The organism is Actomonas aquatica, from assembly GCF_019679435.2.
Classification (GTDB): domain Bacteria; phylum Verrucomicrobiota; class Verrucomicrobiia; order Opitutales; family Opitutaceae; genus Actomonas; species Actomonas aquatica.
The window spans coordinates 1,654,630-1,669,302 of the sequence record NZ_CP139781.1 but is presented as its reverse complement, the minus strand read 5'-3'; the positions used below and the strand labels follow the sequence as shown (position 1 = coordinate 1,669,302).

General features: G+C 64.2%; 9 protein-coding genes. 3 read left to right on the top strand and 6 right to left on the bottom strand.

The window, feature by feature from the left end:
- Positions 1-79: 79 nt before the first annotated feature.
- Together K1X11_RS06425 and speA are read right to left on the bottom strand one after the other, a co-directional pair.
- Positions 80-337 carry a glutaredoxin family protein gene (locus K1X11_RS06425; RefSeq protein WP_221030909.1) on the bottom strand — a complete coding sequence of 86 codons (258 nt, stop codon included), beginning with the start codon at positions 335-337 and terminating at the stop codon, positions 80-82.
- A gap of 189 nt (positions 338-526) precedes the next feature.
- Positions 527-2,482, bottom strand: coding sequence for a biosynthetic arginine decarboxylase (speA, locus tag K1X11_RS06420; protein WP_221030908.1), 1,956 nt, complete (start codon positions 2,480-2,482; stop codon positions 527-529).
- 121 nt (positions 2,483-2,603) lie between these two features.
- On the opposite strand from speA, the gene yajC reads away from it, so the two are divergent.
- The 3 genes from yajC (at position 2,604) to recJ (ending at position 7,364) form a co-directional block, all read left to right on the top strand.
- Positions 2,604-2,894: a preprotein translocase subunit YajC gene (gene yajC, locus K1X11_RS06415; protein ID WP_225919419.1), complete on the top strand. Its 291-nt coding sequence runs from the start codon at positions 2,604-2,606 to the stop codon at positions 2,892-2,894.
- 143 nt (positions 2,895-3,037) lie between these two features.
- On the top strand, positions 3,038-5,593 hold the full coding sequence (gene secD / locus K1X11_RS06410) for a protein translocase subunit SecD (RefSeq protein WP_221030906.1): 2,556 nt from the start codon (positions 3,038-3,040) through the stop codon (positions 5,591-5,593).
- A gap of 22 nt (positions 5,594-5,615) precedes the next feature.
- Positions 5,616-7,364, top strand: coding sequence for a single-stranded-DNA-specific exonuclease RecJ (gene recJ / locus K1X11_RS06405; protein WP_221030905.1), 1,749 nt, complete (start codon positions 5,616-5,618; stop codon positions 7,362-7,364).
- Between the two features lie 298 nt (positions 7,365-7,662).
- Here recJ and K1X11_RS06400 read toward each other — a convergent pair whose 3' ends face one another.
- From K1X11_RS06400 to K1X11_RS06385, 4 genes are all read right to left on the bottom strand, one after another.
- Positions 7,663-8,871 carry an alkaline phosphatase family protein gene (locus tag K1X11_RS06400; protein ID WP_221030904.1) on the bottom strand — a complete coding sequence of 403 codons (1,209 nt, stop codon included), beginning with the start codon at positions 8,869-8,871 and terminating at the stop codon, positions 7,663-7,665.
- A 47-nt stretch (positions 8,872-8,918) separates the two neighbouring features.
- On the bottom strand, positions 8,919-10,787 hold the full coding sequence (locus K1X11_RS06395) for a methyl-accepting chemotaxis protein (protein ID WP_221030903.1): 1,869 nt from the start codon (positions 10,785-10,787) through the stop codon (positions 8,919-8,921).
- A 126-nt stretch (positions 10,788-10,913) separates the two neighbouring features.
- The gene (locus K1X11_RS06390; RefSeq protein ID WP_225919418.1) at positions 10,914-13,178 is read right to left on the bottom strand and encodes a molybdopterin oxidoreductase family protein; all 2,265 of its coding nucleotides are present in this window, start codon (positions 13,176-13,178) and stop codon (positions 10,914-10,916) included.
- On the bottom strand, positions 13,175-14,662 hold the full coding sequence (locus K1X11_RS06385; RefSeq protein ID WP_221030902.1) for a 4Fe-4S dicluster domain-containing protein: 1,488 nt from the start codon (positions 14,660-14,662) through the stop codon (positions 13,175-13,177). The genes K1X11_RS06390 and K1X11_RS06385 overlap by 4 nt, the downstream gene beginning before the upstream one ends.
- Between the last annotated feature and the right edge of the window lie 11 nt (positions 14,663-14,673).

Sequence of the window (14,673 nt, the reverse complement as noted above, 5' to 3'; positions counted from 1 at the left end):
TCCGCGGTGTCTTCTGTGGCTAAAAAAACCGCGGTGCCTTTCGGCTTCGCGGTTTCTTCCCGTGTTGAACGGGCGGGGGTTAGCCGGCGACGCGGTGGTCTGCGACGAAGCGCCGCAGTTCCCAGTCGCGGAAATTGGCGATGATGTCGCGACCCCAGACGAGGGTCGGCACTTGGCAGCGGCCCGTCTGGCGGATGAGTTTGTCGCGACCGGATTCGTCGCGCGAAACATCGACCTGCTCGTAGTCCACATGCTCTTGGCTCAGAAGGCGGATCGACTCCAAACAGCTGGAGCTGCCGGGGCCGACGAAGAGGGTAGGTCGTGATTTCCGGGGCATGGCGGGACGGGAAACCTGTAGCGCCCCCGCAGGAGATTCAAACCAACTGCTAATGAGCTGCGAAAGTATAGGTCGGGCTTATCGGTTTTTACACGATCGCCAAGGGGCGCTGATATTGGGTTCATATGCACCCAATAGGGTCTGGGGCATAGAACCTAATACGGTCTGCGAAGTGCCTAATACGCCCGATTATTTCCGGCGAGCGCGCTTCTTTTTGCCCTTCGGCTCGGGATGCACGCGCAGGTAGGTTTTGGTCTCGAGCATCTCCTCGTAGAACTCCAGCCAGCGCACGCCTTCGCGCGGTTTGATCTCGTCGCGCTTGGTGGCGGCGTCGATCTGCTGTTTTACGCGGCGGCAGAGGTCGGTGTGCTGGTATTGCACGCCGGCGACGACGTCGCGGATGCGGGAGCCGGGGAGGGTTTCTTCGATGTAGAAGCCGTTCTCTTCGTCCTCTTCGAGGAAGACGTGGAGCTCGTTGACGCGGCCGAAGAGGTTGTGCAGGTCGCCCATGATGTCCTGGTAGGCACCGGTGAGGAAGACGCCGAGGAAGTAGGGCTGGCCGTTGAGCGGGTGGAGCTTGAGGTGGTCCTTGGTATCCTCGAGGTCGATGAAGGTGCTGATCTTGCCGTCGGAGTCGCAGGTGATGTCCACCAAGATGGCGTTGACCGAGGGCTTTTCGTCGAGGCGGTGCAGCGGGGCGACGGGGAAGAGCTGACCGAGGGCCCAATGGTCCAGCAGCGACTGGAAGACGGAGAAATTGCAGACGTATTGGTCGGCCAGCACGGCGGAGAGCTCATGCAACTCCTCGGGGGTGTAGCCGGTTTCGGAGTTTTCGGAGGCGATGTCTTCGCAGATCTGCCAATAAAGGGATTCGGCGGCGGCGCGGTTTTCGAGATCGAGGTAGCCGAGGTTGAAGAGGGAGAAGGCCTCTTCCTTGCGCTGCACAGCGTCGTGGAAACGTTCGAGGCGACCCAGATCGGACTTGTTTTTGGCCAGGGTTTCGAGAGCGCGCACGACCTTGTGTTTGCGCTTCGGGCGCTGTTTGCGGCCGAGGGTTTCGCGTTTGTTGATGCGTTCGAAGACCTCGAGCACGAGCAGGGAGTGAGGCGCGACGACGGCGCGGCCGGATTCCGAGACGATGTCGGGCACATCGATGCCCATGTCGGTGCAGATGTCGCGCACGTTGGCGACCACGTCGCGGGCATACTCCGCCATGGAGTAGTTCATGGAGCTCTCGAAGTTGGTGCGGGAGCCATCGTAATCGATGCCCAGACCGCCGCCGACGTCGAGCAGACCCATGGGGAAGCCCATCTTCACCAGCTGGCAGTAGAAGCGCGTGGCTTCGACGACGGCGTTCTTGATGGTGAGGATGTTCGGGACCTGCGAGCCGATGTGGAAATGGAGGAGACGCAGGCAATGGGTGAGCTTGGCTTTCTCCAGCTTCTCGGCGGCAAAGAGGATTTCGGCGGTGTTGAGGCCGAACTTGGCGTTGTCGCCAGTGGAGGTGGCCCATTTGCCCTCGCCGCGGGTGAGGAGCTTGGCGCGGAAGCCGATGAGGGGTTCCACGCCGGTTTCCTGAGATAGCTCGATGATGTGGTCGAGCTCGCTGAGCTGCTCGACGACCAGGACGATCTGTTTGCCGAGTTTGCGGCCGAGGAGGGCGATGCGGATGTAATCCTGATCTTTGTAGCCGTTGCAGATGATGAGGCGGTCGGCGCCCTCGTGCATCGCCAGGGCGATCATCAGTTCGGGTTTCGAGCCGGCTTCCAGACCGTAGTCAAACTGCTCGCCGGCATCGACGATCTCTTCGACGACTTCACGGAGTTGGTTGACCTTGATGGGAAACACCCCGCGGTAACGACCCTCGTAATCCTCTTCGGCAATTGCCTTGCGAAAGAGCTTGTTGAGCTGCTCGACGCGATGGCGCAACAAATCCTGAAAACGGATGACGAAGGGGGCCTTGAGGCCCATGTCGGCGGCTTCGTCGATGACGTCCTTGATGGCAACGCTGCGGGCATCGGCGAGCGGGTGGACGGTTACGAGGCCGGTTTCGTCGACGTTGAAGTGGCCGGCACCCCACCGTTTGAAGCCGTAGAAATCTTCGGATTGGGCCGTGGACCAGGAGGAGTCAGGATCAGTGTTCAAAGGGGAAGGTGGTGACGGGTTTACTGGCTTGCTTTTTGAACTTTGAGAACGGTTAGATGCCCGTTTCTTCTTTTCAATCTAGCAACACGCAACGCCGAAAATGACTTCGTTTTTCCCTCTCTTGGCCCAAGCCGCTCCCAGCGGCGGTGGCAGCTTTATGATCATCTTCTACGTGCTGCTCTTCGCGGCGATGTGGTTTTTGATGATCGCTCCCCAGCGTAAGAAGCAGAAGGAGCACGAGAAGCTGGTGAAGGAACTGGGCAAAGGTGATGAGATTATCACCAACGGCGGTGTGATCGCCACCATCGTGGCGGTGAAGGAAGATCGCCTGGTGATCCGCACGGCGGAAGACACCAAGATGGAGCTCGGCAAGACCTTCGTCACGCAGGTGCTGAAGAAGGCCGGCGCCTGATTTCGCTTTAGCCGACTCGTTGCCCCGGATCTGCATTTCGCCACGCCTCGGTTGCGTGGCCGCTGCGAGAGCTGACAGCACTCCTCCCGACCCGCTGCTGTCGCCTTCAGCGCTCCCCCTTTTCAACAAAACCCAAAACACCAATGTTCAAACGCAACCTCTGGAAGATCGCGCTGACCGCGTTCATCGTCGTATGGGCCGTCTCGTCGATCCTTCCGCTCAAAGATACTGAGTTCAACGACTACATCGTCGCCGAAGTCGGCGCCAACAACGCCGAATTTGAGGCGCTGATGGCCCAGGCCCAGGCCCGCGTCGACGCCGGCACGGCGGCCAGCGTGTTTGTCGGACTCAAACAAATCGGTGCCGAGCAACGCATCGATCTCACCCAATACTTCCCGCAGGTCCGGCTCGAGTCCTCGCTCCGCAACGTCGAGAAGCGCAACGCCATCCTGCTCGACTACCTGCTCAAGGAGTCGAAGGGCAAACTTCAGCTCGGTCTCGACCTTAAGGGCGGCGTGTCCTTCATGCTCGAAGTCGCCGATGAGGGCGTCTCCGGCGACGTGGCCGAATACGAGCGCGAGGAAAATCTCGCCAAGGCCATCGAAATCATCGGTGAGCGCGTGAACCAGTTCGGCGTCGCCGAGCCCGTGATCCGCCCGGTCGGCACCAACCGCATCGAGGTGCAGCTCCCCGGCATCAGCACCAAGGACAACCCCGAGGTCGTCGATAATGTCAAGAAGCCGGCCCGCCTCGACTTCCGCCGCGTGCACCCGCGCCTCTCGCCGCTGAACACTCCGGCGAACCAGACGCCTCCCGGTTACGAGCTGATGATCGAGGAGCGCGAAGGCCGCGATGGCTCCATCCAGGACGTCCCGTATTTCGTGAAGCGCCTGCCGGAAATGACCGGTGAATCGATCGATGTGGCCTTCGCCACCACCGACGAATTTGGCCGCTTTAAGATCAACCTGCGCTTCACCGACGAAGGCGCCGAGCGTTTCGCCGACGTCACCGGCGAGATCGCTCAGGAATCCCGCGAGGGTGGCCAACTCGCCATCGTGCTCGACGGCAAACTCTACTCCGCTCCGCGCGTTTCCACCCGCATCAACGGCGGTTCCGCCGAGATCACCGGCACCTTCACCCAGCGTGAGGCCATTGACCTCGCCAATGTGCTCAACAACCCGCTCGACGTGGAACTCATCGTGCGTGAGCAAAACGAGGTGGGCCCGTCCCTCGCTGCCGACGCGATTCAGTCCGGCGTCGATGCCTCCGAGATCGCCGTCATCCTCGTGGCGGTGTTCATGATCGCCGTTTACACCATCGGTGGTGCCTTCGCGGTCATCAGCTTGGCGGTCAACATCCTCATCGTGCTGGGCGCCCTCGCCAGTATCGGCGCGACCATTACGCTGCCGGGTGTGGCCGGTATCGTGCTCACCGTCGGTATGGCGGTGGACTCCAACATCCTCATCTTCGAGCGTATCCGTGAAGAGCTCATCGCCGGCAAGTCGCTCAAGGCGGCCTTCCTGTCCGGTCACGACAAGGTGCTGTCGACCATCTTGGACGCCAACATCACCACGCTCATCACCTCCTCGCTGATGATCGCATTCGGCACGGGCCCCGTGCAGGGCTTCGGTGTGACGCTCACCATCGGTGTGTTCTCCACCGTCTTCTGCGCGCTCATCGTGACCAAGCTGCTCCTCGAGTTCTTCATCGAGGGTGACATCATCAAGAAGTTCCCGATGACCCTGCCGTCCAAGGTGCCGAACTTCGATTACCTGAAGTTCGCCCGTCCGGCCTTCGCCATTTCCTGGCTCATCGTGATCATCGGTATCGGCATGGTCGTCTACAAGGGCCACCGCATCTACGGTATCGACTTTGTGGGTGGTGACCAAGTGACCCTCACCTTCACCGATCGCGACGCGTTTGAATCGGGCGACGTGCGCGACACCCTCGAAGGCACCGGCATCGGCGAAGTGAACCCGATCTTCCAGAACGACTTCGATGGCGAGAACGAGACCCTGCAGGTGCAGGTTCCGGTTGGCCACGGTGATGACGTGCTTCCGACCCTGCAGGCGGCCTTCCCGGGCGCCGGCTTTGAGTCGATCGGTCAGTCATCCATCGGTCCGTCCATCGGCGCTGAGATTCAGTGGAACGCCCTCATGTCCCTCGGCCTCGCGATCGTGGGCATCCTGCTCTACGTCGCCTTCCGCTTCGAGGTCGGCTTCGGCGTGGGTGCGGTCACTTCGACCGTGCACGACATTCTTATGACGGTGGGCATCTTCGTGCTGTTTGACCGCCAGTTCACCGCTCCGATGGTCGCGGCCATCCTCCTGATCGCGGGTTACTCGATCAACGACACCATCGTCGTGTTCGACCGCATCCGCGAGGAGCTCAAGTCCAACCCGGACATGAAGCTGCGCGACGTCATCAACACCGCCATCAACCGCGTCTTCACCCGTTCCTTGCTCACCAGCGCCACGACCTTCCTGGCGTCCCTCGCCCTCTTCATCTGGGGCGGTGGTGTCATCAACGACCTGGCCTTCACCTTCCTCGTCGGCGTCATCACCGGCACGTTCTCCTCCATCTTCATCGCCAGTCCGATCTTCTTCTGGTGGCACAAGGGAGACCGTAAGCATGTGGAACGTCATCAGGACGTGAAGCCCACCTACGAGTGGACGGGTTCAAGCCGCGCATCGGAATAAGCTGATACAGCACAAGCCTTCCATGCGCTGGACCTACACGCCGCCCCCGGCCGATGAGGTCGGGGCGCTGAGTAGGAGCGCCGGCGTGAGCCCGGTGCTCGCGGAGCTGCTATGGCGCCGCGAGATTGCCGACGAAGCCGCGGCGCAGCGATTTCTGCGCCCGGCCCTGGCCGAGCTCGGTGATCCTTTCCTACTCGCCAATTTAGACGCCGCCACGGAGCGGCTCGCCGCGGCCATTGCCAACCGCGAGGATGTCGTCGTGCTCGGCGACTACGATGTCGATGGTGTGAGCAGCACCACCTTGTTGGTGAGCCTGCTGCGCCGCTTCGGCCTCAACCCGCGCTTCATCGTGCCGCGTCGCATGGAGGATGGCTACGGCCTGTCCCTCAGTGCGATCGAACGCGCGTTGGAGGAAGGCCGGCCGCAGCTTTTTGTCGCCCTCGATTGCGGGACCAATTCCCAGGCCGAGGTCGCGTTCCTGCAGGAGCGTCAGATCGACGTCATCATCATCGATCACCACCGGGAAAAGGAGGGCGCGGTCAGCACGGCCACGCTCATCAACCCGCACGTGTATCCAGGCGACGATGACGAAGCGTGGCGCCACCTCTGCACCGTCGGGCTCGTCTTCAAACTCGCGCACGGGTTGCTTAAACGCCTGCGCAACGAGAACCATCCGGTGGCCTTCCGCGTGAAGTTGCGCGACTACCTCGACCTCGTGGCCATGGGCACGGTGGCCGACCTCGTGCCGCTCACCGGCGAGAATCGTCTCATGGCCCGCTACGGTCTGCGCATCCTCCAAGGCGCCAACCGGCCCGGGCTGCGCGCGCTCATGCAGGTGGCCGGGGTGCGACCCGAGCAGGGCATCGCGCCCGTCGACATTTCCTTCCGCCTCGGGCCGCGCATCAACGCGAGTGGCCGTCTGGCCGACGCCGCGCTGTCGGTCGAACTCATGCTCAGCGAGGACTCGCGCTTCTGCGTGCAGACCGCGGAGCAGTTGGACGCCTTCAATCGGGAGCGTCAGGAGATCGAACGGCAGATCACGACCGAAGCCGAAAACATGATCGAAACCCTCTACGCCAACGACGCCGGCATCGTGTTGTATGCCGACGGTTGGCACCCCGGAGTGGTGGGCATCGTGGCCGGTCGCGTCTCGCGCAAATACAACCGTCCCTGCGTCGTGCTCGGCAACGAAGGTGAACTCGCCAAAGGCTCCGGTCGCAGTGTGGCTGGCATCAACCTCGTGGAAGTGCTGGCCGATTGTGACGAGCACCTCGGCAGCTGGGGCGGCCATCCGATGGCGGTCGGCGTAGCCGTGACCAAGGACAAGTTGGACGACTTCCGCCGCACGTTTGCGACTGCCGTCACCGCGCATGTCGGGGGCGAAATCGAGGATCAGGAACTGCCCATCGCAGCGTGGATTCAGCCCGAGCAGATCGGGGTGAAGCTCATGGACGAACTCGATGCCCTGCATCCGTTCGGTCAGGGCAACCCGGAGCCGGTTTTTGGACTGCGCGGCGTGAAGCTGCGGCAGCGGCCGGACGTCTTCAAAGCGGCGCACTTCCGTTTCAACTTCGAGGATTCCCGCGGCCGGCGCCTCTTTGGCGTCGCCTGGAAGATGGCCGACCGCATCCCGCCGGTGCGCGAGCCGCTGGATGTCGCGGTGCACCTGCGCTGGAACCACTTCAACGGCCGCAAGCTGCTGCAGCTCGAGCTGGTGGATTGGCGTTTGGCGCAGCCGGTGGTTGAAGCGGCCGAGGTGAAGACGGCCTGAGCGCGGTGTGGCCGAGAGGCAGGGTGAAGCGGCCGCGATCGCCTCTGCTACACTCCGCGGAAATGTAGCCACGGGCGTGTCGCCGGCGTTTGCGTCATGGCGGGTGTGGCCGCGGCATCTTGCCGCGGCGTGGGGTGACGTGGGCGGTCACAAGGGGGGGGCGAGAGGCAGGTTGGAGCGCGAGCAAGCTCGCGGCCTACAGTGAGGATTCGCACGTTCAATGTAGGCTGCGAGCTTGCTCGCGCTGCGTTGCCTCTCGGTAGGTCGTGAGACCGCGGAATGCCGGCTGAAGCCGGCACTACTTGGTTTGCAGGGCGTCGACCAGGACCGTGCTGCCTTCGTTGGAGGAGGGCGTGATTTCGAGCAAGGCGCAGAGCAGGTTGTAGACGTCGATGTTGTCGGCGGGCGGCAGTTTAACGCCGGCGCGAAACCGCGGGCCCACGCCAATGAACATCGCGCCCATGTCGGGTTCGGCGGGATCGAAGCCATGGTCGCCGGGGCTGGGACCGCGGCCGGCTTCCAGTTGCGCGCGAGTAGTGACGTGCCAGCCGAGATCGGGCACGAGCACGATGGAGGGGATGCGGGCGTTGTGCGAAAAATGGAGCCGCTCGGGCACGTTGGCCCGGGCGTAGGCGGACAAGTGGAGGCGGTCGTCGAGCTGTGTCACCAGTGCGTTGATACGCGTTGGATCCTTCACTTCGAGGCCGCCGGAAGCGCCGCTGAAGATGATGTCGACCTCCGCCAGATCGATGAGGTCATCAAGCGCGATGATGTGGTCCGGGTCGGTGGCGGTCATGCCGTGGTCGGCGGTGACGACCAGATGCGTATCCGCCCACTGGTTACGCTCCACCAAGGCGTCGCGCAGGGTGCGCAGGGCTTCGTCGATTTCCTGCAGCGCGGCGCGGGTTTCGGGGGCGGTGGGACCGAACCCATGGCCGGTATTGTCGACGCGGTTGAAGTAGAGGGCGATGAATTGCGGGCGCTCGCCGGCGGGCAGGTCCACCCAGTCGATCACCTGCTGCACCCGATCGGCGGGCGTAAGTCGACCGTCGTAGACGCGCCAGTAGGTGGGGTGCTCGCCGTGGATGTCGGCGGAGGCGCCGGGCCAGAAGAGGGAGGCGGTGCGCAGACCCTGATGCTGGGCGGTGAGCCAGATGGGATCGCCGCCCCACCAGCGGCCTTCACGTTTGGCCGGATGGGGACCGATGCCAAACCACGCGTTGAATTCCTCGTCGTAGAAGCGGTTTTGAATGATGCCGTGCGACTCGGGGCGCAGGCCGGTGACGAGGGTGTAGTGGTTGGGAAAGGTTTTGGAGGGATAGGACGGGCGCAGGCGCTCGAGGCGGGTGCCGGCGTCGCTCATTTCCTGTAGGAACGACGCCTCGTGCAGCTCCGGGTAGTCCCAACGTCCCCCATCGATGGAGACGAAGATCACGAGAGGCTCGGCGCGCAGTCCGAGCGCGAGCAGGAGGAGACTTAGGGCGGCGAAAAGGCGGCGCAGCAACATGTCCGCCAGCGCAGTCGATGCGGGGCGACGAGGCAACCTGCCGATTGTTAAAACAACTCGACGTTGGTCTCGTAGAATTCCTTGGCGGCCTGCTGCTTATTGGCGGAAATCTGGGCGGAGATGGCGCTGCGACCGATGAAGACCTCGGGCTCCTTGGGGCGCGACACTTCGTAGCCAAATTGGGAGAGCAGGGCGCCGACGCGTTGTTCCAATTCGCCCGCCTCGCTGAGGATTTCGGTCGAGGCGGCGGCGGTCTCTTCGGCGGCGGCGGCGTTTTGGCCGGCGATGGTTTCGAGGCGCCCCATGGTGTCGTTCACGCGACGGATGCTGGTGTCCTGCTCGTTGGTGGCGTGGGCGATGCGCCCGGAGAATTCGTCGACGCGGGTGACGTTGTTGAGGATCTGGGCCAGGCGCTCGCTCACGTGGCGGGAGGCGGTTTCGCCCTCATGCATGTTGGCCTTGGAGGCGTCGATTTTGACGGCGGTCTCGCGGGCGGCCTGCGCGCTGCGGTGAGCGAGGGCGCGCACCTCTTCGGCGACGACGGCGAAGCCGGCACCGGCCTCACCGGCGCGGGCGGCCTCGACGGCGGCGTTGAGGGCGAGCAGGTTGGTTTGGAAGGCGATCTCGTCGATGGTCTGGATGATGTGGGAGACCTGGACGTTGGATTCGGCCAAGCTCTTGATGCGGTCGAGCATGTCGGTCGTTTCCTGCATGCCGGCTTCGCTCGATTGGCGGGCGGTGGAGGCGATGGTGGTGAGTTCGGCGGCGCTGCCGGCGTTTTCCTGCGTCTTGCTGGCGAGGTCGGTCACGGCGGCGACGGTATCGAGTAGGATGGAGGCCTGGGTGGACGAACTGCTGGCGAGTTGCACGCCGTTGGACGACATGGTGCGCACGTGGTCTTTCAGGACGCTCACGCTCTGGCTGACGGCGCCAAACATCTTGCTCAGGGGGCGGATGACAAAGAAGCCGATGATGCGGTTGACCGTGGCGAAAATGAAGAGGCCGGCGAGGACCAGCACGATGACGGCGGCGCGCAGATTGGACCAGAGGGAGGCGAGGGCCGGAGCAATGGCCTCAGCGTAGTCGAGTTCGGCGACGAGCGCCCAATCGTATTGGGGATCGCGGAGCACGATGGCGAGGGTGCCGGGAGATCCGGCGTCGCTCGACGACTTATTGGTCAGCGCAACCGGTTCGGTGGCTTGGGCGACGACGGCGGGATCGATGCGCTGGCGCGAGGCGGCGCTGTCGTGGGTGATCTGGAGTCCCTTGGGGGTGCAGAGATAGAGCTGAGCCGACTCCCCGAAATAGAGGTTTTGGTTGAGGATCTGTTGGACGTAGTCGACGGAGATTTCCATCGCGACCATACCGAGGAAAGCGCCGGCCTCGTCGCGCACGGGGGCGAGGGCGAGTTGGTGGTTGTGGCCGCGTTCGGCGAAGGCGTTGAAGCTGGTCACGAACGGGGACTCGGGTTCCGTAGCGAAGAAGGAACGGTTGGCCAGGCTTTCGTCGAAGTGGGAGCTGCTATCTGAGTCGTGTTCGGGGCTGAGCACCACGCGGCCGTCGACGTCGGTCACAAAAATGTGATGAGACGGTCCCCAATTGGTTTCCTGCAACAAGGTGAGTTCGGAGAGGGCCGCCTGGGGAGCGGGAGCATCGGCCGAAGCAGGATCGCTGAGGGCGGCGCGGACGGCGGACGACTTGGCCAGACTGGCGACCGTGAGCAGGCGTTCCTGAAGGAAGAGGTCGAGGGCACCGAGGCGCGATTGGGCGATGACGGTGAGTTCGCGTTCTGAGCGAGCCAGCTCCTCTTGGTATCGGGAGTGCGTGAGGTATGCGATGATAGCCGCGACCGGCAGCGTGGCGCAGGCCACGATGATCAGCGTAAAGCGGAGGCGGTTGGTATGGGCCGAGCTCATGAAGGGGACAATGCGTGCGCCGGTGGAGTCGGCACCAAGGGACAATTTTCACTTCGCATCGTCCCACCCCGGGGAAAACTTAAGACCGGGAACGGCTCGGGAGATGATTTTTCACCTTCGGGAGGCTCAGGTGCGGCCCACGGAGACGGCGCAGGCCTTGTAGCTGGGCTGACGCGAGTGAGGATCAAAGGCGGCGTAGGTGAGCTGGTTCACACCTGCAAAGTGCATCGGCATGAAGACCTGACCTGGTGCGACCGTCGGGGTGACGGCGGCCGTGGCAGTGATGCTGGCGCGGCGCGAACGGATGGTGACAGGCTCGGCGTTGTGGATGCCGAGCTGGGCGGCATCGTCGGGGTTGATCTCCACGTAGACGCGCTTGGGCGCGAGTTTACGCAGCACGGGACTTTTGTCGGTGCGGGTGCCGGTGTGCCATTGGGCGGAGGAACCGCGGCCGGTGTTGAGCCAGAAGGGGAAGCTCTCGTCGGGTGATTCCGGAGCGGGGGCCGGGGCTTCAAACAGCAGGCGGGCGCGCTGATCGGGGGTGAAGAACCGACCGTCGTTGAAGAGGCGGCGCTCCTGATAGACGTCGGCGGTGGCGGTGGGGCGGGCCGGCGCGAGGCGGTTTAGTGCGGTGTTGGCCGGCGGAGCGACCCGATCGGAGCTGGCGGGATAAGGCCATTGGATGCCGCCGGCGTCCTGCAGGAAGGGATAGTCCGTGATCCCGCTGAAGTCGCAGGGCTGATCGGCGGAGAGACGGGCGAGCAGTTTGAAGGTGGCTTCGGGGGACGACCACGCTTCGAACATCGCGCCGCAGCCCCAGGCTTCGGCGATGAGTTTGAAGATGGAGAAATCGGCGAGGGCTTGGCCGGGCGCGCGGGTGACCTTGCGGGTGACGCCGATGCGGCGCTCGGAGTTGACGAAGGTGCCGTCTTTTTCGCCCCAGCCGGCGGCGGGCAGGACAAGGTCGGCGATGCGGGCGGTCTCGGTCGTCGCATACATGTCCTGCACGACAAGGAAATCGAGTTTCTCGCGCAGGGCGGCGAAGCGGCCTTGGTGGATCCAGGAGTGAGCGGGGTTGGTGGCGATCACCCAGAGGCCGCGAATGGTGCCGGACTCGATGCCGTCGATGATCTGGTCGTAGGCGAGCGAGGGTTCGGACGGAATGACCTCCTCCGGGATGGCGAGCAGGTGCGCGACATCGGCGCGGTGTTGTGGGTTGGCGAAGTCGCGGCCGCCGAGCAGCGAGGTGGTATTGCCAAAGAGGCGCGAGCCCATGGCGTTGCACTGGCCGGTGATGGAGTTGGCGCCGGTGCCCGGGCGGCCGATGTTGCCGGTGAGCAGGGCAAGGTTGATGAGGGCGTGGGTGAGGCGGGTGGATTGGTGTCCCTGATTGACGCCCATGGTCCACCAGAAGGAGACGGCCTTGCCGCGATGGATCATCGTAGCGAGTTCGCGGATACGTTTGGCGGAGATGCCGGATTCGGTGGCGCAGCGTTCCGGGCTGTAGTCGGCGATAAAGGTGCTCAGTTCCGCGAAGCCGGTGGTGTGAGCATCGACGAAGTCGCGGTCGATCCAGCCGCGGGTGATCAGTTCGTGGGTGACGCCGTAGAGCAGCCAGAGGTCGCCTTTGGGCGCGACGGCGTAATGATCGGTGGCGGCCATGGCGGTCTCGGTGCGGCGCGGATCGATCACCACGATGCGCGGATCGTGGGGATTGCGCATGACGCGCTGCCACATGATGGGGTGAGCGATGGCGGGATTGGCGCCCATGAACACCAGCACATCGCTCTCTTCAAAGTCGGCGTAGGTGTAGGGAGGGGCGTCGAAACCAAAGGCCTGTTTGTAGGCGGTGGCCGCGGTGGCCATGCATTGGCGGGTGTTGCTGTCGGCGTGCAGACCGCCCATGCCGAATTTAAAGAGGGCGCCCAGCAGAGCCATTTCCTCGGTCGGGATCTGGCCGGTGGAGAGGAAGGAGATGCTGTGTTTGCCGTGCTTTTCCTGCACGGCCTTCATGCGGGCGGCGAAGGTGTTGAGGGCGGTGCTCCAGTCGGTGGGGCGCAGTTCGCCGGAAGCCGGATCGCGCAGCAACGGGGTGGTGGCGCGGTCGGTGGCGGCGAGCGGCGCGAGGGCTTCCCAGCCTTTGGGGCAGGCCATGCCGAGGTTGACCGGGTAGGCGGAGTCCGGGGAGAGGTTGAGGGCGTTGCCGACGGGACCGAGGTGGACCTTCAGACCACAGCCGGTGGCGCAAAAGCCACAGACGGAACGCGCGGTGGCGACCGGGGCCACACGGGAGGGCACGCGGCCGAGACCGAAGCGGCCGGGCTCCTGCACGAGTTCCGCCGTGGTGGGGCCCTGACGCGGGCGCAGCAGTTGCGTGAGCATCTCGGTCATGGCGCGGCGACTCCGGGCATTTTGGCGGTATCGACCGCACGGAAGTAGAGGTAACGCTCCGCCAGCTCCCCGCCCAAAACGAGCGCAATGGACCCCAGCAAGGCCACTGGTGAATTTGTCACGTAATACGTGACAAGTGTGGGTAAGGCGATGAGGGCGAGGGTGATGCGGAGGCGGAATTGGGGGCGAAGGACGGTGCGGAGGAGGGTAGCGGAGGGCGTGGTGGCGCTGCTTTGGTGGCGCTCGTAGGCGAGTTTGCCAAGGAGGAGAGCGGCGGCGACGAGGGGGAGGGACGGGAGGGTGGCCGCGATGGTGACAGTGCCGCCCATGCGGATGGCGGTGGCGGGGGCACGCCAGAAGCGTCGGGGCGTATCGATGTAGATCATGGCCGAGCAGAAGATGCCCACGGTGCCGATCCCGGCGGCAAGCAGCGGCGGCACCCAGGTCGGGGCGAAGACGGCGCCGAGGAGGAGCGGGAACCAGAGGCCGAGCAGGACCGCCTCGCGGCTGAGCCAGGAACGGCGCAGGCCGAGGAAAATACGCCAGGCACGGAGCGGGCGGCCGAGGTGAGCGCCGCTGGCGCCGAGGCCGAGCGTGGCGAGGGCGACGGCGAGGTATCCAATCCATGGTGACGCCGAGAACGAGGCCGCGACGCTGAAGCCGAGGGCGGCTTGGGTGGCGCTCAGGAGGATCACCAGCGGCCAGTGCGCGTGCTGCGGGCGCGGGTGGTCGGCGTCGGCCGGGCGGAGGTTGGTGGGCAGCTCGCGACGGCTGACGTAGCGGGTGGTGGGTTGGGTATCTTCCGGCGAAGGCGCGGCGGCGAGGAAGTGGTCGGTGTCGACACGCGGGCGGGAGCCGTTGAGGTCGATGGCAACTTTGACGATCTTGATGGCCTGGGTCGGGCAGGCCTGGACACAGGCGGGAGCTTCACCCTCGGCGAGTCGGCCGTGGCACATGTCGCATTTGCGCACGATGCCGAGGCGCTCGTTGTATTTGGGCACATCATACGGGCACTTCAGGATGCAGTAGCTGCAGCCGATGCACTGATCGTCGAGGTGACGGACGATGCCGGTGAGGGGATCCTTTTCGTAGGCGAGCACGGGGCAGCCGTTGAGGCAGCCGGGGTCGGCGCAGTGGTGGCAGGCCGAGGTGATGGTTTGCTGGAACGGATGGTCGGAGCAGCCACCAACAATGTGACCGACGTCGCGCCAGGTTTCGGTCTCGTCGAGGCCGTTGAGGGAGTGGCAACCGGAGACGCAGGACTTGCAGCCGGAGCAGGCATCGAGATCGACCTCGAAGGCGTATTGCTCGCCCGGACCGGGCGCGGTGAGGGGGATGAGATCGCGGTAAACCGGCTCGAGGTCCGGCGTGGTCCCGGCGTCGTGCAGGCGCGAGAAACGACCGACCGGCGTCTGCAAGGTCTGCTGCTCGGCGAGCAATTCGTCGACGAGGGAAAGCAGCGGTGGTTTGCCGGGGGCGATCATGGCGCGATGCG

What these genes read in the sequence shown, in the direction of transcription:
- K1X11_RS06425 (WP_221030909.1), bottom strand. Translation starts at nt 337, where the DNA reads ATGCCCCGGAAATCACGACCTACCCTCTTCGTCGGCCCCGGCAGCTCC.
- K1X11_RS06390 (WP_225919418.1), bottom strand. Translation starts at nt 13,178, where the DNA reads ATGACCGAGATGCTCACGCAACTGCTGCGCCCGCGTCAGGGCCCCACC.
- K1X11_RS06385 (WP_221030902.1), bottom strand. Translation starts at nt 14,662, where the DNA reads ATGATCGCCCCCGGCAAACCACCGCTGCTTTCCCTCGTCGACGAATTG.
- secD (WP_221030906.1), top strand. Translation starts at nt 3,038, where the DNA reads ATGTTCAAACGCAACCTCTGGAAGATCGCGCTGACCGCGTTCATCGTC.
- recJ (WP_221030905.1), top strand. Translation starts at nt 5,616, where the DNA reads ATGCGCTGGACCTACACGCCGCCCCCGGCCGATGAGGTCGGGGCGCTG.
- K1X11_RS06395 (WP_221030903.1), bottom strand. Translation starts at nt 10,787, where the DNA reads ATGAGCTCGGCCCATACCAACCGCCTCCGCTTTACGCTGATCATCGTG.
- K1X11_RS06400 (WP_221030904.1), bottom strand. Translation starts at nt 8,871, where the DNA reads ATGTTGCTGCGCCGCCTTTTCGCCGCCCTAAGTCTCCTCCTGCTCGCG.